Origin of the sequence: Herbiconiux sp., from assembly GCF_023264895.1 — a bacterium.
Taxonomy (GTDB): domain Bacteria; phylum Actinomycetota; class Actinomycetes; order Actinomycetales; family Microbacteriaceae; genus Herbiconiux.
The window spans coordinates 1-18,147 of the sequence record NZ_JAHFUY010000090.1; the positions used below are offsets into that span (position 1 = coordinate 1).

Genomic DNA, 18,147 nt, shown 5'->3' on the forward strand with positions numbered 1-18,147 from the left:
GCGGCCTCGGCCAGCGCGGGCAGCAGCGCCGGAGCGTTCGGCCCCACGAGGGCGTCGACGCCGCGGGCCTCGAGGGCCGTCACCGACCCGGCGGCCGCGGAGGCGTCTCCGGCGTCGGCGTGCACGAGGTGCACGGGCCCGCCGTTCACTCCGCCCGCCTGCTGGATGTCGCGTGCGGCGAGCTCTGCGCCCGCGAGCGAGGGCGCGCCGAGCGCGGACTCGGCGCCCGACAAGGGCACGACGAGCCCGATCAGCAGGGTGCCGTCGCCCGAGGGGATGGGCTGCGCCATCGTGGGGATCGGCGTCGGCGAGGAGGGGGTCGCCGCGTCGGCGCCACCGCCGCCACCGAAGCATCCGGTCAGCACGAGGCCGAGAGAGGCGGCCAGCACAGCGGTGGCCGAGACACGGAGGAGGACGGTGTGAGTCATGCTCGCATCACCCTATCGGTCCCTCCACGGCGGCCGAGGCCGCACCGCGCGCGCGTCCGGCGGCACGCACCATGTCGATCACGAGGATGACGAGGGCCACCCAGACGATGACGAATCCGGCCCAGCGCTCGGGTGGCATGGGCTCCCCGAGCACCGCGACGCCGATCACGAACTGGATGACGGGGGCGATGAACTGCACGAGCCCGACCCAGATCAGCGGCAGACGCCGGGCGGCCGCCGCGAACAGCAGGAGGGGCAGTGCCGTCGCCACGCCGGAGAGCACGATGAGCACGCTGTGCCCCCAGCCCGCGCTGCCGAGCACGATCCCGCCGGGGCCGAACTGGCCCACCAGCACGAGCACCACCACGGCCACGGGCGCGAGCCACGCCGTCTCGAGCGTCAGCCCGCTCACGGCGTCGACCCGCGGGCCCACATGCTTCTTGACGAGGCCGTAGGAGCCGAAGGAGCCAGCGAGCACGAGCGCGACCCAGGGCACCGAGCCGTGGCCGAACGCCAGCACGAGCACGGCGACCACGCTGATCGCGATGGCGACCCACTGCATCCGTCTCAGCCGCTCGTGCAGCACGAGCACGCCGAGCAGCACGGTGACGATCGGGTTGATGAAGTAGCCGAGCGAGGTCTCGACCACCTGGCCCGCGAGGGTGGCGAGGATGTAGGTCTGCCAGTTGATGTAGATCAGCACGGCGGCCACGGCCATCAGCCCGAGCAGGCGGCCCTGGCGTGCGATGGCGAGGAAGGCGGGCCAGGCCCGCGTGACGGTCAGCAGCAGCGCGCAGAACACCAGGGAGAAGAGGATGCGCCAGCCGACGATCTCGAAGCCCGATGCGGGCCGCAGCAGGAGGAAGTAGAGCGGGAAGATCCCCCACAGCGCATAGGCGCCGACGGCGTTGATGAGCCCGGACCGGAACTTCTCCGACTCGGTGCCTGCGATGGCGAGCGGAGACGGTGGCACCGCGTCACTCTACTCCGGAACGCGAAGAACCCGGGCGGCCGAAGCCACCCGGGTTCTCAGAGCGTGAGCTGCGTCAGCGCACCACGACGGCGAGCACGTCGCGAGCCGAGAGCACGAGCAGGTCCTCTCCGCCGTACTTCACCTCGGTTCCGCCGTACTTGGAGTAGATGACCTTGTCGCCGACGGCGACGTCGAGCGGAACGCGGTTGCCGTTGTCGTCGATGCGGCCGGGGCCGACGGCGACGACTTCACCCTCCTGGGGCTTCTCTTTCGCGGTGTCGGGGATGACGAGACCGGAAGCAGTGGTCTGCTCAGCTTCGACCTGCTTGATGACGATGCGATCCTCGAGCGGCTTGATGGAGACCGACACGGTTGACCTCTTCTTTCTCAGTTTCAAAACGTCTGGGTTAGCACCCTCACACCGAGAGTGCTAATGCGAGTTTAGAGGCACCTCTGGCACTCGCGCAACGTGAGTGCCAGAGGATGACGCCTCGTGGCGCCCGCCCCTTGGTACCGTTGCCGGATGGATTCCGCCGAGCTCTCGCACCTCTTCACCGCCGAGGGCCTGAGGCTGGTCGACGAGCTGCCGCCGTATTCCTCCCTCGATCCCGTCGCCCAGGTCTCCGCACTGCGGAAGGCCGGTCATCCGCCCGAGCTCGTCACCGCCGTGCTCACCCAGGCGCGGCTGCGGGAGAAGGCCGCGGCGAAGTTCGGAGACTTCGCCTCCCGCCTGCTCTACACCCAGGCGGGTCTCGAGCAGGCCACCCGGTTGCCGATCGCTGCACTGCACGCCGGGCGCTTCCGGGCCGCCGGGGTGCGCAGGGTGGCCGACCTCGGCTGCGGGCTCGGCACCGACGCCCTCGCCATCGCCGCGCTCGACATCCCGGTCGTCGCGGTCGAGCTCGACGAGGTCACGGCCGCCATCGCCGCCTACAACCTCGCCGCCTTCCCGCACGTGGAGGTCGTGCACGGCGACGCGGAGACCTTCGATCTCGCCGCGGCCGGCGTCGACGCGGTCTACCTCGATCCCGCGCGGCGCTCGGCGGGCTCCGGGTCCACCACACGGCTCACGCGGCCCGAGGACTACTCCCCCTCGATCGACTTCGCCTTCGGCCTCGCCGCCGAGCGCCCGGTCGGCGTCAAGCTCGGTCCGGGCTTCGACCGGGAGCTCATCCCCTCCGACGCGGAGGCCCAGTGGGTCTCGGTCGACGGCCAGCTGGTCGAGATGGGGCTCTGGTTCGGTGCGCTCGCCCGCCCGGGCATCCGCCGCTCCGCCCTCGTGATCTTCGGCGGTTCACCTGCCGAGCTCACGGCAGAGGCCGACAGCCCCGACGCCGAGGTGCGCGAGCTCGGCGACTACCTCTACGAGCCCGACGGTGCCGTCATCCGTGCCCGGCTCATCGGCGCTCTCGCCGAGCGGCTCGACGCGGGGATGGTCTCGGCCTCGATCGCCTACCTGACCGCCGACACCCTCACGCCCACACCGTTCGCGCGGGCGTTCCGGGTGCTCGAGCGCCTGCCGGCCGGCGAGGGCGCCCTCAAGAAGGCGCTCCGGGAGCGGCGCATCGGCACCCTGGAGATCAAGAAGCGCGGCATCGACGTCGATCCCGCTTCGCTCCGCACCCGTCTCGCGCTGAAGGGCCCCGAGTCCGCCACTCTCGTGCTCACCCGCATCGACGGCGCGCATGCTGCGCTGCTCGTCGAGCGGGCTGACGTGTGAGTGACGGATCCGGGGCCCTTCGAGGGTCTGCCGCGGCCCGCTCAGCCGGGGATCAGTAGGAGTAGTACGAGCTGCCCGCTCCCGCCGCGGCGATGATCACCACGATGAAGATGATGTAGGCGATGACGGCGAGCACCGCGAGGCCGGTGAACACGTACGACAGGATGAGCCCCGCCTTCGCGAGCCCACGGCCGGACTCCCCCGTGCGGTCGATCTGCTTGAGCGCGATGTGGCCGGTGACGATGCCCGCGATCGAGAAGAGGAACGCCAGGATGATCGTGATGATCGCGAGCGTGTTCGTGGGCGGCGCAGCCGGGCCCTGGTAGGCGTTGTACGGCTGCTGGCCCTGGGGCGGCTGGTAGCCGGGAGGGGCCTGCTGGTAGCCGGGGTTCGCCGGCGGGGCCGGGTAGCCGGTCGGGGGCTGCTGGTAGCCGCCGGGAGCCTGGGGCTGCTGGTAGGAGGGCGCCGGCGGCTTCTCGAGGTTCGGCGCCGCGGGGGCGGCGGGGTAGCTCGGCGGCGGCGGAGTGTAGGAGGGCGCCGGCGGCGGGCCGGACTGCCCGGGCGGCGTGACCGGGGGAACGGGAGGCTCTCCGGCCGACGGGGTGGGGTTGTTCGTGTCGCTCACAAGGAACGCCCTTCTGCGAAGTGGCCGATGCGGCCGCGGACTTCGGGTCGGTTACCAGACTAGGCGCAGGTGGCTCGCTCGCCACCTGCGCCGTGCACGTCAGTACGTGGTGATCGTGGTGCTCGACGCCGCGATGACCACGGAGACGATGATGAGGATGATGCCGAGCACGAGCGAGATCGCGCCGATGATGATGCCGGCGAGCGCGAGCCCACGGCCGTTCTCGCCGGTCTTCTTGATCTGGTTCAGGGCGATGGCGCCGAGGATGATCGCGATGACGTTGAAGCCGAGGATCGAGATGACGAGCGAGACGATCGCGAGGACGTTCGTCTTCTGGGCTGCAGGCACCGCTGCGTAGCCGGGGGTGGATTCAGTCAAGGGAGGGCTCCAATTCGCCTGGGATGACAAGGACGGCACCCATCGTGACAGGCTCGCTGAGAAAGTGTCAATGCGAGGCGTCACACTCGCTCACGGTGGAGCCCCGGCCTGGAAGGCGCGGTCTAGCTCCTCGCGACCTGGATCTCGGTGACGGGAAGAGTCGAATCGGCACCGAAGCCGAGCTCCGACGGCCGGTGCCCCGCCATGATCAGCTGCGCGCCGAGGGCGGCGATCATGGCGCCGTTGTCGGTGCAGAGCGACAGCGGCGGGATGCGCAGGGCGACACCGGCGAGTCCGGCCCGGCGAGCGGCCTCCTCGCGCACGCGCGCGTTCGCCACCACGCCGCCGCCGAGCAGCAGGCGGGGGATGCCGAAGTCGGCCGCCGCGCGGAACGCCTTGGTGAGCAGCACATCGACCACGGCCTCGCGGAAGCTCGCCGCCACGTCGGCGACGGGCACCTCCTCCCCCGCGTCCTCCGCCCGCTCGACCCACCGCGCCACCGCCGTCTTGAGACCCGAGAACGAGAAGTCGTAGCGGTGCTTCGCGTCGTCCTTCTGCTGCATGAGCCCGCGTGGGAAGTGGATCGCCTTCGGGTCGCCATCGGCAGCCACCCGGTCGATCTGCGGCCCGCCGGGGTAGGGCAGGCCCAGGATGCGCGCGACCTTGTCGAAGGCCTCGCCGGCGGCGTCGTCGATGGTCTCGCCGAGCAGCTCCACATCACCCACGAGGTCGCGCACGACGAGCAGTGACGTGTGCCCGCCCGAGACCAGGAGCGCGATCGTCGGGTACTCGAGCGGTTCGTCGTCGAGCACGTCGGCGCCCACGTGCCCCACGAGGTGGTTGACGGCGTAGAGCGGGCGGCCGGTGGCCACGGCGAGCGCCTTCGCGGCGCCCACGCCCACCATCAGCGCACCCGCGAGCCCGGGGCCGCTCGTCACCGCGATCGCGTCGACGTCGTCGAGGCCGATGCCCGCCTCGGCGAGCGCCGCCTCGATGGTGGGGTTCATCGCCTCGAGGTGGGCTCGCGCCGCGACCTCGGGCACCACCCCGCCGTACCGGGCATGCTCGTCCATCGACGAGGCGATGACGTTGGCGAGAAGGGTGCTCCCCCTCACGATCCCCACGCCCGTCTCGTCGCACGAGGTCTCGATGCCGAGCACGACCGGCTCACGCGTCATGGCTGTCTCCTGGGTTCTCGGCGAGCGCCGGGCGCCTCGCGGGCAGCTCGAGCTGCATCACGATGGCGTCGACCCCGTCGGGCTGGTAGTACCCGGGCCGCCGGGCGATGTCGGCGAAGCCGAGCGAGAGGTAGAGCGAATGCGCCACCGGGTTGTCGGCGCGCACCTCGAGCAGCACACTCCGAGCACCCCGGTCGGTGGCCTCGGCGAGCAGTCGCGCCATCAGCTGCCGCCCGAGCCCTCCACCCCGGGCCGCCGGCGACACAGCGATGGTCTGGATGTCGGCGAGGTCCGATCCGGGAGGGCAGAGGAGCCCCGCGTAGCCTCGGAGTGCTCCGGGGTCGGTCGTGAGGTCCGGATCGGGCCCCTCGGCGTCGAGCCCCACGAGGTAGTAGCCGTAGGGGTGATCGATCTCGCGGGCCATCGACTCACGAGACCAGGCATCGGTCTCGAAGGAGGCCTCCTCGAGCGCCATCACGGCGTCGAGGTCGGCCGAGCCCGCGCGCCGCAGCCGCCAGCTCATCGGGTCACCCGCTTCCGGGCCCCCGGCATCGTCACGTCAGGCGAGCGCAGGTAGAGCGGCTCGGTGAACGCGGACTGCTCCCCGCGCTCGCGCTGCAGCCGCACCACGCGGCCCAGGGCGCCCGCGCTGATCTGGGTGGCGTCGATCCGCTCGAAGTCGGGGTAGGGCAGTTCGTCGGGGCGGCAGAGGGCCGGTCCGTCGCTCCGCACGGCGCCCGTGTCGCCGAGGTCGTAGCTCGACCAGTAGACCTCGCGGCGGCGCGCATCCGTCACCACGAGCACGGCACCGCGAACCCCCGCCGACCACTCGTCGAAGGCCACGGCGTCGTGGCTCACGGCGGGCACGAGCGGGCGGCCGATGCCGAGGGCGAAGGCACGGGCGGCCGCGATGCCCACTCGGAGCCCCGTGAAGGGGCCCGGGCCCATGCCGGCCACCACGAGGTCGAGCTGCCGGGGCTCGATCCCGGCGTCGTCGAGGGTCTGCCGGATCATGTCGCCGATCACCTCGGCGTGCCGCATGGTGTCCTCGGTCGAGTTCTCGGCGAGCACGAGGTCGCCATCGACGACGGCCACGGAGCTTCCGGCGGAGGTGTCGATGGCGAGCAGCACCCCAGAAGCCTAACGCCGCAGCGAGTGCCCGCGGCCGGGAGGAGCCGCAAGGCGGTTCAGCTCCAGCGCTCTCCGACGCCCGTGATGCGCACCGTGCGCGGCTCGACCGGGGCGTCGGCTTCCTCCGTGCCGTCACCGGCAGCATCGGCATCGGAGGCAGCCCCGGCGCCGTGCGGCCGCTCGATGTCGATCGCGAGGTACGACTCGGCGACCGCCTCCACGAGCCCTCTCCCCCACTCCACGACCACGACCGATCCGGCGAAGTCGATGTCGAGGTCGTCGAGCTCGAGCGCGCTGCCGAGCCGGTAGGCGTCGACGTGCACGAGCGCGGGGCCGCCCACGAGCGACGGATGCGTCCGCGCGAGCACGAAGGTCGGGCTCGTCACCGGGCCCCGCACCCCCATCCCCTCGCCGACGCCCCGGGTGAAGGTGGTCTTGCCCGCGCCGAGGTCGCCCGCGAGCACGATCACGTCGCCTGCGGCGAGGGTCGCGCCGAGGCTCCGCCCGAACTCATGCATCTCCTCAGGGGTCGCGATCTCCCGCACCGTCGCCCCGAGCGCGCCCTCGGTCGGGTCGTCCGCGCCGGTCGCACACGCGACATCGCTCGCGCTCTCGTTCCGGTACACCCGCTCGACCCGCGGCCCCACGCGCGCCACGATCTCGTCGCCGATGGTCTCGGCCCAGCCGGCCCACTCCTCCGCGGTCGGCTCGCCGTCGTCGCCCTCGCCGAACACCACGACCTCGTCGCCCACCTCGACGGGGCCGTCACCGAGGTCGACCACGAACTGGTCCATCGCGATCCGTCCGGCGATCGGGTACCGGCGCCCGCCGATCCACACCCGGGCGCGGCCGGAGGCGATCCGCGGGACGCCGTCGGCGTAGCCGAGCGGCACGAGCGCGAGGGTCGACTCCCGCTCGGTGCGGTAGGTGAGCCCGTAGGAGACCCCGTGGCCCGCGGGCACCCGCTTGGTCGACACCACGCGGCTGCGGAGGGTCATCACGGGCCGGAGGCCGAGGTCGCGTGCGGTCTCGTCATCGAAGGGAGAGACCCCGTAGGCGGCGATGCCGAAGCGGACCATCCCGAGGCGCGCCTCGGGCATCCGGATGCCCGCCGACGACGCCGCGAGGTGCACGAGCTCGAAACGTGCGCCGAGCTCCTCCGCCACGGCGACCGCCCGGTGCAGCTTCTCGAGGGCGACGCGGTCGGCCTCGGGCGAGGCGTCGGCGAGGTGCGACCACGCGGCGTGGAGCTTCACGGCGCCCGCGGCGTCGTGAGCGAGTGCCGACTGCACGAGGGCGGGCCAGTCGGCCTCGGTCGAGCCGTTGCGGCTCAGCCCCGTGTCGATCTTGAGGTGAACCCGCGGGGCGCGGGAGGCGCCGGCGGCCGCGATCGCGTCGAGCTGCCACACCGCCGAGATCCCGAGGTCGATGTCGGCCTCCGCGGCCTCGCCGAAGAGAGCGTCGGGGTCGTGCATCCAGGCGAAGATGGGCGCCGTGATCCCGGCCGCCCGCAGCTCCAGTGCCGCCGGGATGTCGAGCACCGCGAGCGAGCTCGCCCCCGACTCCAGGGCCGCGCGCGCCACCCGCACCATGCCGTGCCCGTAGGCGTCGGCCTTGACGGCGAGCATGGTGTCGGCCGGCTTCGCGAGGGCCGAGAGGGTGCTCACGTTGTGCCGGAACGCCTCGAGGTCGATCACGGCCTGCCGCTCGGGCGCTGCTCCGCTCATGCCGTCACCCGCTTCACCCGGCGGCCGAGCCGCGTCACGATCTCGTAGTTGATGGTCGAGGCGGCGCGCGCCCAGTCGTCGGCGGTGGGCTCGCCCCGCGCCGCGTCGCCGAAGAGCACCACTCGGTCGCCCACCTGGGCCTCGTGCTCGCCGAGGTCCACCACGAACTGGTCCATGGCCACCCGGCCGACGATCGGATGCACCTGGTCGCCCACCTGCACGCTGCCGGTGTTCGAGACGTGCCGCGGGATCCCGTCGGCGTAGCCGAGCGGCACGAGGCCGAGCCAGGTGTCGCGCTCGGTCCGGTAGGTGTAGCCGTACGAGACCCCGGTGCCGGCCGCGACCCGCTTGACCGAGAACAGGCGGCTCTCGAGTCGCATCGCGGGCCGGAGTCCGAGCTCCGCGGAGGTAACGTCGTCGAAGGGCGAGAGCCCGTAGGCGCCGATGCCGAGGCGCACGAGGTCGAGGCGGGTCTCGGGCAGTCGCAGCGCCCCGGCCGTCGACGCGAGGTGCCGGATGCCGGGGTCGGCTCCGAGGCTCCGCAGCAGCTGCTCGGCCTCGAGGAAGGCGGCGAGCTGAGCGCGGTCCTCCTCGTCATCGGCGTTGGAGAGGTGGCTGAAGAGCCCTTCGAGCCGGATGCGACCACTCGCGATCGCGTCGCCGGCGGCCTCGAACACGGGCTCCCACTCCGCCCGCTGCAGTCCGTTGCGGCCGAGACCGGTGTCGATCTTGAGGTGCACAAGGGCCGGCCGCGAGGTCGTGCCGGCCTCCACGGCACGCTCGAGCTGGAGCCGGGTGCTGACGCCCACCGAGATCCCGTGCTCGACGGCCTCGCCGAACGACGGATCATGCCCGTGCAGCCACGCGAGCACGGGTGCCTGGATGCCGGCGGCCCGCAGCGCGAGCGCCTCATCGACGTCGGCCACGCCGAGCCGTGCGGCACCGCCCTCGAGGGCGGCCCTGGCTGCGGTGAGCGCTCCGTGCCCGTAGCCGTCGGCCTTGACGACCGCCATCACGGCGGCCGGGGCCACGAGGGAGGCGACGTGCGCCACGTTCTCCCGGATCGCCGTGTGGTCGATGATCACGCGGCGGAGTGCGGGCAGCTCGGTGGCACCGGATGCCTGGTCCGCCATCACGCACCACCCGACTCGGCCACCACGAACGCCATCGCGTGCCCGCCGTCGTGGGTCAGGCTGAGGTGCACGTGGCTCGCTCCGATGCCCGCGACCGCGGCGGCGACGCCCCCGGAGAGGGAGAAGGCCGGGTTGCGATGCTCGTCGGAGACCACCTCCATGTCGTGCCAGCGGAACTCGGTCGAGTGCCCGACGGCCTTGATGAGAGCCTCCTTCGCGGCGAATCGAGCCGCGAGAGAGCGCACCGGCAGACCGCGTTCGCCAGGAGCGAACAGGCGATCGCGGAGCCGAGGCGTCTTCTCGAGAGCGCGCTCGAATCGCGCGACGTCGACGAGATCGACTCCGACTCCGACGATCACGACGACCTACTCGACCGTGACGGACTTCGCGAGGTTCCGCGGCTGGTCGACGTCGAGGCCCTTCGCGGTGGCGAGCTCCATCGCGAACAGCTGGAGCGGGATGACCGTCAGCAGCGGCTCGAACAGCGGGGCCGCGAGCGGGATGCGGATGACCTCGTCGGCGAACGGCAGCACGGCCACGTCGCCCTCCTCGGCGATCGCGAGGATGCGGGCACCACGGGCGCGGATCTCCTGGATGTTCGAGACCACCTTGGCGTGCAGCGAGTTCGGGTCGCGCGGGCTCGGCACCACCACGAACACGGGCTGGCCCGGCTCGATGAGCGCGATCGGCCCGTGCTTGAGCTCGCCCGCCGCGAAGCCCTCGGCGTGGATGTAGGCGAGCTCCTTGAGCTTCAGGGCGCCCTCGAGGGCCACCGGGTAGCCCACGTGGCGGCCGAGGAAGAGCACGGCACGGCTGTCCGACATCCACTTGGCCAGCTGGGTGATCTCGGCGCCGTTCTTCAGCACCTTGGCGATCTTGGCGGGGATGCCCTGCAGCTCGGCGAGCTGCTCGGCAGCGACCGCGGGGTCGAGCGTGCCGCGCACCCGGGCGAGGTGCAGGCCGAAGAGGTAGAGCGCGGTGATCTGGGCCACGAAGGCCTTGGTCGAGGCCACGGCGACCTCGGGGCCGGCGTGCGTGTAGACCACGGCGTCGGATTCGCGGGCGATCGTGGCGCCCTGCGTGTTGCAGATCGAGAGGGTGCGGGCGCCGTTGGCGATGGCGTACTTGACCGCCATGAGCGTGTCCATGGTCTCGCCCGACTGGCTGATCGAGATCACGAGAGTGCGGGCGTTGAGCACCGGCTCGCGGTAGCGGAACTCGTGCGAGAGCTCGACCTCCACGGGCACCCGGGCCCACTTCTCAATGGCGTACTTGCCGAGCATTCCGGAGTAGGCGGCGGTGCCGCAGCCGATCACGACGATGCGGTCGATGTCCCTCAGCATGTCGTCCACGTCGGCGAGCTCGCGCAGCACGACCTGGCCGTCGTCGACGCGGCCGAGCACCGTGTTCGCCACGGCCTCGGGCTCCTCGCTGATCTCCTTCGCCATGAAGCTCGACCAGCCGCCCTTCTCGGCGGCCGACGCATCCCACGACACCTCGAACTCCTCGACCTCGACCGGATTGCCGTCGAAGTCGGTCACCGCCACCTCGTCGGGCGTGATGACGACGATCTGATCCTGGCCGATGGCCACGGCGCGGTGCGTGTGCTCCACGAAGGCCGCCACGTCCGAGCCGAGGAAGTTCTCGCCCTCGCCGAGCCCGATCACGAGCGGCGAGTTGCGGCGGGCGCCGACCACGACGCCCGGCTCGTCCTGGTGCAGCGCGAGCAGGGTGAAGGCTCCTTCGAGTCGCGACACCACGCGGGCGAGGGCGTTCGGCAGGCCGTCGCCCACTTCGTATTCGCGGCCGAGCATCTTGGCGGCCACCTCGGTGTCGGTCTCGCTGTCGAAGGTGAAGCCGTCGTCGTGGAGCTCCTGCTTGAGCACGGCGAAGTTCTCGATGATGCCGTTGTGGATGAGCGCGATGCGCCCGTCGGCCGAGAGATGCGGATGCGCGTTGCCGTCGGTCGGTCCGCCGTGGGTCGCCCAGCGGGTGTGGCCGATGCCGGTCTGTCCGTCGGCCATGGGGCGCGCCTCGAGGTCGTCGGCGAGCACGGCGAGCTTGCCCGCGCGCTTGCGGGTCGAGAGCGTCCCGTCCTCACCGATCACGGCGACGCCCGCCGAGTCGTATCCGCGGTACTCGAGCCGGCGCAGCCCGCCGAGGAGCACCTCGAGACTGCTGTTGCTGCCGACATAACCCACGATTCCACACATGCGAGCGAGTTTAGCCGAGCGCGCCTGGGCGACCGGTCAGCGTGCGGCGCGCCCCGGCTCGTCCCGGATCGGGCAGAATGGGGAGCCTATGCCCGATTCCCCCGCGTCCTCCGGTCTCGCGCAGTTCAGTCCGTTCGTCGAGTTCGACCGGGCGCACTGGGCGGCTCTCGCACCGACGACTCCGCTGCCGCTGAAGGAGACGGAGATCGTGCAGCTGCGCGGTCTCGGCAACCCGCTCGACCTCCGCGAGGTCACCGAGGTCTACCTGCCACTCGCCCGGCTCATCAACCTCTACGCCACGAGCGCACAGCAGCTGCACCGGGCCTCGACCGACTTCCTCGGCGAGAAGTCGAAGTCCACGCCGTTCGTCATCGGCGTCGCCGGATCGGTGGCGGTCGGCAAATCGACGACGGCTCGCCTCCTCCGCGAACTGCTGGCGCGCTGGGCAGACACGCCGCGGGTGGAGCTCATCACCACCGACGGCTTCCTGCTGCCCAACGCCGAGCTCGAGCGCCGCGGCCTCATGCAGCGGAAGGGCTTCCCCGAGTCCTACGACCGGCGGGCCCTGCTCCGCTTCGTGAGCGCCGTGAAGAGCGGCAACCCGGAGGTCAGGGCGCCGTTCTACTCGCACCTCAGCTACGACATCGTGCCCGAGGCGCAGATCGTGGTGCGCCAGCCCGACATCCTGATCGTCGAGGGCCTCAACGTGCTGCAGCCGCCGGCATCCGGCAACCGTCTCGCGGTGAGCGATCTGTTCGACTTCTCGGTCTACGTCGATGCCCGCACGCGGGACATCGCGCAGTGGTACGAGAGCCGGTTCCTCGCGCTCCAGCAGGGCGCGTTCGCCAACCCCAAGTCGTACTTCCACCGCTACTCGAGCCTCTCCGAGATCGAGGCGCGCGACACGGCCCGCTCCATCTGGGAGTCGATCAACCTCCCCAACCTGATGGACAACATCCGCCCCACCCGCTCCCGAGCCACCCTCGTGCTCCGCAAGGACGCGGACCACACGGTGAACCGGGTGCTCTTGCGCAAGCTGTAGCGGGAAGGGCTTGCAGGCACCTGCACCTCAAGGCCGAATGGTGACGGGCCCTACTTAGACGACCCAGGGTGACGGCGAGGCCGCGCCAGCGACCTCACCGGAACATGTCGCCCGCGCCGCAGAGGCGGCGGCGCGGAACTAAATACCCTGCTCCACGCCCGTCGACAAGCGCTGCCGCACGACATCGGCCAGAGACTCCGCGATGCGGTCCGCCGTTGCCTGGTCGCCGGCCTCCACCATGACGCGCACGAGGGGCTCGGTCCCTGAAGGGCGCAGGAGCACTCGGCCGGTCTCGCCGAGGTCGGCCTCGGCCTCGGCGACCGCCGTGGCGAGCACTCGGTCGGTGGCGACGCCGTCACGGTTGACGCCGCGGACGTTCACGAGGGTCTGCGGGTAGACCTTCATGACGCTCGCGAGCTCGGCGAGGCTCTTGCCGGTCGCCGCCATGCGGCTGAGCAGCTGCAGACCCGTGAGGATGCCGTCGCCGGTGGTGGCGTGGTCGGCGAAGATGATGTGGCCGGACTGCTCACCGCCGAGGCTCAGCTGCTTCTCGTTGATGGCCTCGAGCACGTAGCGATCGCCCACCCGGGTCTCGAGCATCGAGATGCCGTGCTTGGCCATCGCGAGCTTGAGCCCGAGGTTCGACATCACGGTCGCCACGAGGGTGTTCTCGCGCAGCACGCCACGATCGAGCGAGCCGAGGGCGAGGATGGCCATGATCTGGTCGCCGTCGATGGTGTTGCCCTGCGCGTCCACCGCGAGGCACCGGTCGGCGTCGCCATCGTGCGCGATGCCCACGTCGGCTCCTGCGGCGACGACGGCTTCGGCCAGCTGCCCGAGGTGGGTCGAGCCCACTCCGTCGTTGATGTTCATGCCGTCGGGATCGTTGCCGATCACCGTGATCCGGGCGCCCGCCTGGCTGAACGCCTCGGGGGACACGCCGGCGGCGGCGCCGTGCGCGCAGTCGAGCACCACGTGGATGCCGTCGAGCCGGTGCGGGAGCGTCGTCAGGAGGTGCACGACGTAGCGGTCCTCGGCATCCGCGAACCGGCGGATGCGACCGATGTCGCCGCCGAGCGGGGTCAGCCGAGGGTGCTCGAGAGCCGCCTCGATACCGATCTCCACCTCGTCCGGAAGCTTCTTGCCGCCCGCGGCGAAGAACTTGATGCCGTTGTCGGGCGCCGGATTGTGCGAGGCCGAGATGACGACGCCGAAGTCGGCGCCGATGTCGGCGATGAGGAATGCCGCTGCCGGGGTCGGCAGCACTCCGGCGTCGAGGACGTCGACGCCGGAGCTCGCGAAGCCCGCCGAGACGGCGGCTGCGATGAAATCACCCGATTGGCGCGGGTCGCGAGCGACCACGGCGACCGGTCGTCGACCGGCCGCCCGGGCCGCTTCCCCGAGGACACGTGCACCGGCCTGTGCGATCCGCAGAGCGAGATCGGCCGTGACGTCCTGGTTCGCGAGCCCCCGCACCCCATCGGTGCCGAAAAGGCGAGCCATGCGCTAAGCGTAGAGCCGAAGCGCGATCAGCGCTTCGAGAACTGCGACGCCTTACGTGCCTTCTTGAGACCGGCCTTCTTGCGCTCGATGACGCGGGCGTCACGAGTGAGGAAGCCCGCCTTCTTGAGCTGAGCGCGGTTGTTCTCGCGGTCGATCTCGTTCAGCGCGCGAGCGATGGCGAGACGGAGCGCACCGGCCTGACCCGAGGGGCCACCACCGGTGATCTTCGCGACCACGTCGTACGAGCCGAGCAGGTCGAGGACCTTGAACGGGTCGTTGATGAGCTGCTGGTGCAGCTTGTTGGGGAAGTAGTGCTCGAACTCGCGGCCGTTCACCGTGAGGGTGCCGGCACCGGGGACGAGGCGCACGCGGGCGATGGCCTGCTTGCGGCGGCCCACGGCTGCGCCGGAGACGTTGAGCACGGCGCGGGGGGCGCGGGGCGCCTCGTCGGCCGGGGTTTCGGTGGAGTAGCTCTCGGGAGCCACGTCAATCTGGTCTGCGATCTTCGCCACGGTAGTTATGTGTCCTTTGTCTGAGTCTGCTGAAGCGAGGGACGCTACTGGGCGACCTGGTCGATGGTGTACGGGGTGGGCTGCTGGGCAGCGTGCGGGTGCTCTCCACCCGAGTAGACCTTCAGCTTGCGGAACTGGTCACGACCGAGCGAGGTCTTCGGCAGCATTCCGCGGATGGCCTTCTCCACGGCGCGCTCGGGGTTCTTCTCGAGCAGCTCGGAGTACGAGACGGCGGTGAGGCCGCCCGGGTAGCCGGAGTGGCGGTAGGCCTTCTTCTGGGCCAGCTTGGAACCGGTGAGCGCGACCTTGTCGGCGTTCACGATGATGACGAAGTCACCCATGTCCATGTGGGGGGTGAAGGTGGCCTTGTTCTTGCCGCGGAGGATCGCGGCGGCGTGGCTGGCCAGACGGCCGAGAACGACGTCGGTCGCGTCGATGATGACCCAGCCGCGCTGGATCTCGCTGGCCTTCGGGGTGTAAGTGCGCGTCACAGGAGTGCTGCTTTCTTGGTCGAGGTGAGGAGTTCGTGAATCCCACTCCGGTGGGTCTTCCGCTTCTGAGAAGGAGAAGGCAGCCGATGGAGGGCTCAACTTCGGGCGACGCACCTGGGCACGCACACCAAGGGTCTAGGTTACGCGATACCACCTCACCCGTCAAATGAGTTCGCGACGCGCCCTCGTCCGCTCCGCCCGCTCGGCGAGCTCGTCGTCCGGTGGGTAGCCCACCTCGGTGAGCACGAGCCCCTTGGCCGGCATCACGAGGAACTCCCCCGTGCGCCGCCGGTCGTCGCGGAGACGCAGGATGTCGTCGCCCTTCAGCGAGCCGTCGCCCACCGCGACCGTCGCCCCCACGAGCGAGCGCACCATGCTGTGGCAGAAGGCATCCGCCTCGAGCGACGCGACCAGCACCCCGTCGCCCTGCCGTCGCCAGGCGAAGGAGCGCAGCGTGCGGATCGTCGTGGAGTGCGGTCGCGGCTTGCAGAAGGTCGCGTAGTCGTGGAGGCCGAGCAACGCCCTGGCCGCCGTGTCCATGGCGTCGACGTCGAGCACGGTCGGGTGCCGCACCGTGCGCCGGCGCTCGAGCGGATCGTGCACGGCCGCGGCATCGGCGATCCGGTAGCGGTAGCGCCGCCAGCTCGCGGAGAAGCGCGAGTCGAAGCCTGTGGGCGCGAGGGCGGATCGGGTCACGACGACGTCGGAGTCAGCCCCCAGCACCCCGTTGATCCGCTGGCCCAGAAGAGCGGCGAGCTCCCCCTCCCCGATCCCCGCGGGAGCGCCTCGGCGGCGAAGGCTCCTCAGCTGGTCGGGCGCGAGGTCGACGTGGGCGACCTGCCCGGTCGCGTGCACCCCCGCGTCGGTGCGGCCCGCGACCGTGAGTTCCGGATGCGGTGGGTAGCGGCGCAGGATCGTCGCCATCGTCTCCTCGAGCACGCCCTGCACCGTGCGGAGGCCGGGCTGGCGCGCCCAGCCGGAGAAGTCGGTGCCGTCGTAGGAGATGTCGAGGCGGATGCGCCTGGTCCCGCTCTCCTCGATCACAGCATCCATGTTAAACCGAAGAGGGCCCCGCCTTCCTCACGGATGGCGGGGCCCTCTGTCTGCAGCGGGAGCTACTTGGTCTCCTCCGCGGGAGCCTCGGTCGACTCCTCGGCGGCGGGCGCCTCGGTGGTCTCGTCGGCGGTCGCCTCGGTCGAGGTCTCCTCGGCGGGAGCGTCCTCGGCGGGGGTCTCGACGACCTCGTCCTCGGCAGGGGCGGCAGCTGCGGCGGCCGGAGCAGCCTTCGCGGTCGACTTCTTCTTCGGGGTCACGGGCTCGAGCACGAGCTCGATCTGCACCATGGGGGCGTTGTCGCCCTTGCGGAAGCCGAGCTTCGTGATGCGGGTGTAGCCGCCCTCACGCTCGGCGACGAGCGGAGCGATCTCGGTGAAGAGCTCGTGCACGACCGACTTGTCGCCGATCACGGCGAGCACGCGACGGCGCGCGTGCAGGTCGCCGCGCTTGGCGAACGTGATGAGACGCTCGGTCAGCGGACGCATCCGCTTGGCCTTGGTCTCGGTCGTCTTGATGCTCTTGTGGGTGAACAGGGCGGCAGCCAGGTTCGCGAGGAGCAGGCGCTCGTGCGCCGGTCCGCCACCGAGACGGGGTCCCTTGGTTGGCTTGGGCATTTCTTATCTCCAGATGTGGGTCAGTTGGTCGGGTGGTGAGGCAGACGTCGAGACGTGGTCAGACGTTATCTTCGTCGTAGCCGCCGTAGAAGTGGGCGCCGTCGAAACCGGGAACGGTGTCCTTCAGCGAGAGGCCGAGCTCCACGAGCTTGTCCTTCACCTCATCGACCGACTTCTGTCCGAAGTTGCGGATGTTCATGAGCTGCGTCTCCGAGAGGGCGACGAGCTCCGAGACCGTGTTGATGCCCTCGCGCTTGAGGCAGTTGTACGAGCGCACGGACAGGTCGAGGTCCTCGATCGGAACCGAGAGCTCGCTCGAGAGGACGGCGTCGACCGGCGCGGGGCCGATCTCGATGCCCTCGGCAGCGGAGTTGAGCTCGCGGGCCAGACCGAACAGCTCGGTCAGGGTGCGACCGGCCGAGGCGATGGCGTCGCGCGGCGTGATGGCCGGCTTCGTCTCCACGTCGACCACGAGGCGGTCGAAGTCGGTGCGCTCACCGGCACGGGTGGCCTCGACGCGGTAGGTGACCTTGAGCACGGGTGAGTAGATCGAGTCGATCGGGATCTGACCGGCCTCGGAGAACTCGCTGCGGTTCTGGGTCGCCGACACGTAGCCGCGGCCGCGCTCGATGATGAGCTCGAGCTCGAACTTCGCCTTGTCGTTGAGCGTCGCGATCACGAGCTCGGAGTTGTGGATCTCGACACCGGCCGGAGCCGAGATGTCGGCCGCGGTGACCTCGCCGGAAGCGTGCTTCCGGAGGTACGCCGTGATCGGCTCGTCGTGCTCGCTCGAGACGACGAGGCCCTTGACGTTGAGGATGATCTCGGTGACGTCTTCCTTCACACCCGGGATGGTGCTGAACTCGTGCAGCACGCCGTCGAGGCGGATGCTCGTGACGGCAGCACCGGGGATCGACGAGAGGAGGGTGCGGCGGAGCGAGTTGCCGAGGGTGTAGCCGAAGCCGGGCTCGAGCGGCTCGATGACGAACCGCGAACGGAACTCCGAGATGTTCTCCTCGGTGAGAGTGGGGCGCTGTGCAATGAGCACTGTTATTCCTTTCGGCTGAGTGTCCGCTATATGACACTCACGTGACGAGGTATTGAGTTGTGAACGACTTCACCGACGGGGCCCGCGAGGGCCCCGTCGGTTCAGTGCGGAAAGGTCAAACGCGGCGGCGCTTGGGCGGGCGGCATCCGTTGTGCGCCTGCGGGGTCACGTCGTTGATCGAGCCCACCTCGAGGCCGGCGGCCTGGAGCGAGCGGATCGCGGTCTCGCGGCCGGAGCCCGGTCCCTTGACGAAGACGTCGACCTTCTTCATGCCGTGCTCCTGAGCCTGGCGCGCGGCCGACTCGGCAGCGAGCTGCGCGGCGAACGGGGTCGACTTGCGCGAGCCCTTGAAGCCGACGCCACCCGAGGAGGCCC

Annotated in this window: 21 protein-coding genes; 2 read left to right on the forward strand and 19 right to left on the reverse strand. The window is 70.7% G+C overall.

All coding sequences use genetic code 11. The annotated features are described in order from the left end of the window. From Q0D57_RS15405 to groES, 3 genes are all read right to left on the reverse strand, one after another. On the reverse strand, window positions 1-428 hold a 428-nt coding region (locus tag Q0D57_RS15405), incomplete at its 3' end, for an ABC transporter substrate-binding protein (protein WP_291045657.1). Window positions 429-435: 7 nt separating this feature from the next. Further along, window positions 436-1,401, reverse strand: a complete 966-nt coding sequence (rarD, locus tag Q0D57_RS15410; protein WP_291045658.1) for an EamA family transporter RarD — start codon at window positions 1,399-1,401, stop codon at window positions 436-438. Window positions 1,402-1,474: 73 nt separating this feature from the next. Then, window positions 1,475-1,771, reverse strand: a complete 297-nt coding sequence (gene groES, locus Q0D57_RS15415; protein WP_259525260.1) for a co-chaperone GroES — start codon at window positions 1,769-1,771, stop codon at window positions 1,475-1,477. A gap of 153 nt (window positions 1,772-1,924) precedes the next feature. Here groES and Q0D57_RS15420 point away from each other — a divergent pair, with 153 nt between their 5' ends. Then, window positions 1,925-3,121: a class I SAM-dependent methyltransferase gene (locus Q0D57_RS15420; protein ID WP_291045659.1), complete on the forward strand. Its 1,197-nt coding sequence runs from the start codon at window positions 1,925-1,927 to the stop codon at window positions 3,119-3,121. Window positions 3,122-3,173: 52 nt separating this feature from the next. Here the strand turns inward: Q0D57_RS15420 and Q0D57_RS15425 are convergent, their stop codons facing one another. The 9 genes from Q0D57_RS15425 to glmS form a co-directional block, all read right to left on the reverse strand. Beyond that, window positions 3,174-3,746, reverse strand: coding sequence for a DUF4190 domain-containing protein (locus Q0D57_RS15425; protein WP_291045660.1), 573 nt, complete (start codon window positions 3,744-3,746; stop codon window positions 3,174-3,176). Between the two features lie 99 nt (window positions 3,747-3,845). Further along, window positions 3,846-4,124 (reverse strand): DUF4190 domain-containing protein, encoded by a 279-nt coding sequence (locus tag Q0D57_RS15430; RefSeq protein WP_291045661.1) that lies wholly within the window; start codon window positions 4,122-4,124, stop codon window positions 3,846-3,848. Between the two features lie 122 nt (window positions 4,125-4,246). Then, window positions 4,247-5,302, reverse strand: coding sequence for a tRNA (adenosine(37)-N6)-threonylcarbamoyltransferase complex transferase subunit TsaD (gene tsaD, locus Q0D57_RS15435; protein ID WP_291045662.1), 1,056 nt, complete (start codon window positions 5,300-5,302; stop codon window positions 4,247-4,249). Continuing rightward, complete coding sequence (rimI, locus tag Q0D57_RS15440; protein WP_291045664.1) at window positions 5,292-5,825, reverse strand: ribosomal protein S18-alanine N-acetyltransferase; 534 nt, start codon at window positions 5,823-5,825, stop codon at window positions 5,292-5,294. The genes tsaD and rimI overlap by 11 nt, the downstream gene beginning before the upstream one ends. Continuing rightward, a complete protein-coding gene (gene tsaB / locus Q0D57_RS15445; protein WP_291045666.1) occupies window positions 5,822-6,433 on the reverse strand; it encodes a tRNA (adenosine(37)-N6)-threonylcarbamoyltransferase complex dimerization subunit type 1 TsaB in 612 nt (203 codons plus the stop codon). Before tsaB ends, rimI begins: the two co-directional genes overlap by 4 nt. A gap of 56 nt (window positions 6,434-6,489) precedes the next feature. After that, complete coding sequence (gene alr, locus Q0D57_RS15450; RefSeq protein ID WP_291045669.1) at window positions 6,490-8,160, reverse strand: alanine racemase; 1,671 nt, start codon at window positions 8,158-8,160, stop codon at window positions 6,490-6,492. After that, complete coding sequence (gene alr, locus Q0D57_RS15455) at window positions 8,157-9,293, reverse strand: alanine racemase (RefSeq protein WP_291045691.1); 1,137 nt, start codon at window positions 9,291-9,293, stop codon at window positions 8,157-8,159. The genes alr (Q0D57_RS15450) and alr (Q0D57_RS15455) overlap by 4 nt, the downstream gene beginning before the upstream one ends. Continuing rightward, entirely contained in the window at window positions 9,293-9,652 is a 360-nt protein-coding gene (locus Q0D57_RS15460) for a holo-ACP synthase (RefSeq protein ID WP_291045671.1), read from the reverse strand. Before Q0D57_RS15460 ends, alr (Q0D57_RS15455) begins: the two co-directional genes overlap by 1 nt. A gap of 6 nt (window positions 9,653-9,658) precedes the next feature. Then, window positions 9,659-11,506, reverse strand: coding sequence for a glutamine--fructose-6-phosphate transaminase (isomerizing) (glmS, locus tag Q0D57_RS15465; RefSeq protein WP_291045674.1), 1,848 nt, complete (start codon window positions 11,504-11,506; stop codon window positions 9,659-9,661). Between the two features lie 88 nt (window positions 11,507-11,594). On the opposite strand from glmS, the gene coaA reads away from it, so the two are divergent. Then, the gene (gene coaA, locus Q0D57_RS15470) at window positions 11,595-12,548 is read left to right on the forward strand and encodes a type I pantothenate kinase (protein ID WP_291045676.1); all 954 of its coding nucleotides are present in this window, start codon (window positions 11,595-11,597) and stop codon (window positions 12,546-12,548) included. Between the two features lie 138 nt (window positions 12,549-12,686). Here coaA and glmM read toward each other — a convergent pair whose 3' ends face one another. The 7 genes from glmM to rpsK form a co-directional block, all read right to left on the reverse strand. After that, on the reverse strand, window positions 12,687-14,051 hold the full coding sequence (gene glmM / locus Q0D57_RS15475) for a phosphoglucosamine mutase (RefSeq protein WP_291045678.1): 1,365 nt from the start codon (window positions 14,049-14,051) through the stop codon (window positions 12,687-12,689). A 26-nt stretch (window positions 14,052-14,077) separates the two neighbouring features. Next, window positions 14,078-14,563, reverse strand: a complete 486-nt coding sequence (rpsI, locus tag Q0D57_RS15480; protein ID WP_291045680.1) for a 30S ribosomal protein S9 — start codon at window positions 14,561-14,563, stop codon at window positions 14,078-14,080. Window positions 14,564-14,607: 44 nt separating this feature from the next. Next, on the reverse strand, window positions 14,608-15,054 hold the full coding sequence (gene rplM, locus Q0D57_RS15485; protein ID WP_259525279.1) for a 50S ribosomal protein L13: 447 nt from the start codon (window positions 15,052-15,054) through the stop codon (window positions 14,608-14,610). Between the two features lie 162 nt (window positions 15,055-15,216). Next, entirely contained in the window at window positions 15,217-16,107 is an 891-nt protein-coding gene (locus Q0D57_RS15490; RefSeq protein WP_291045684.1) for a tRNA pseudouridine synthase A, read from the reverse strand. Between the two features lie 62 nt (window positions 16,108-16,169). Further along, complete coding sequence (gene rplQ, locus Q0D57_RS15495; RefSeq protein ID WP_291045686.1) at window positions 16,170-16,724, reverse strand: 50S ribosomal protein L17; 555 nt, start codon at window positions 16,722-16,724, stop codon at window positions 16,170-16,172. Window positions 16,725-16,782: 58 nt separating this feature from the next. Beyond that, window positions 16,783-17,772, reverse strand: coding sequence for a DNA-directed RNA polymerase subunit alpha (locus Q0D57_RS15500; RefSeq protein WP_291045688.1), 990 nt, complete (start codon window positions 17,770-17,772; stop codon window positions 16,783-16,785). 115 nt (window positions 17,773-17,887) lie between these two features. Next, a partial coding sequence (rpsK, locus tag Q0D57_RS15505; protein ID WP_291045690.1) for a 30S ribosomal protein S11 occupies window positions 17,888-18,147 on the reverse strand: 260 nt, incomplete at its 5' end.

What these genes read in the sequence shown, in the direction of transcription:
- Q0D57_RS15490 (WP_291045684.1), bottom strand. Translation starts at nt 16,107, where the DNA reads ATGGATGCTGTGATCGAGGAGAGCGGGACCAGGCGCATCCGCCTCGAC.
- coaA (WP_291045676.1), top strand. Translation starts at nt 11,595, where the DNA reads ATGCCCGATTCCCCCGCGTCCTCCGGTCTCGCGCAGTTCAGTCCGTTC.
- Q0D57_RS15420 (WP_291045659.1), top strand. Translation starts at nt 1,925, where the DNA reads ATGGATTCCGCCGAGCTCTCGCACCTCTTCACCGCCGAGGGCCTGAGG.
- alr (WP_291045691.1), bottom strand. Translation starts at nt 9,293, where the DNA reads ATGGCGGACCAGGCATCCGGTGCCACCGAGCTGCCCGCACTCCGCCGC.
- glmM (WP_291045678.1), bottom strand. Translation starts at nt 14,051, where the DNA reads ATGGCTCGCCTTTTCGGCACCGATGGGGTGCGGGGGCTCGCGAACCAG.
- rplQ (WP_291045686.1), bottom strand. Translation starts at nt 16,724, where the DNA reads ATGCCCAAGCCAACCAAGGGACCCCGTCTCGGTGGCGGACCGGCGCAC.
- alr (WP_291045669.1), bottom strand. Translation starts at nt 8,160, where the DNA reads ATGAGCGGAGCAGCGCCCGAGCGGCAGGCCGTGATCGACCTCGAGGCG.
- tsaD (WP_291045662.1), bottom strand. Translation starts at nt 5,302, where the DNA reads ATGACGCGTGAGCCGGTCGTGCTCGGCATCGAGACCTCGTGCGACGAG.
- rimI (WP_291045664.1), bottom strand. Translation starts at nt 5,825, where the DNA reads ATGAGCTGGCGGCTGCGGCGCGCGGGCTCGGCCGACCTCGACGCCGTG.
- glmS (WP_291045674.1), bottom strand. Translation starts at nt 11,506, where the DNA reads ATGTGTGGAATCGTGGGTTATGTCGGCAGCAACAGCAGTCTCGAGGTG.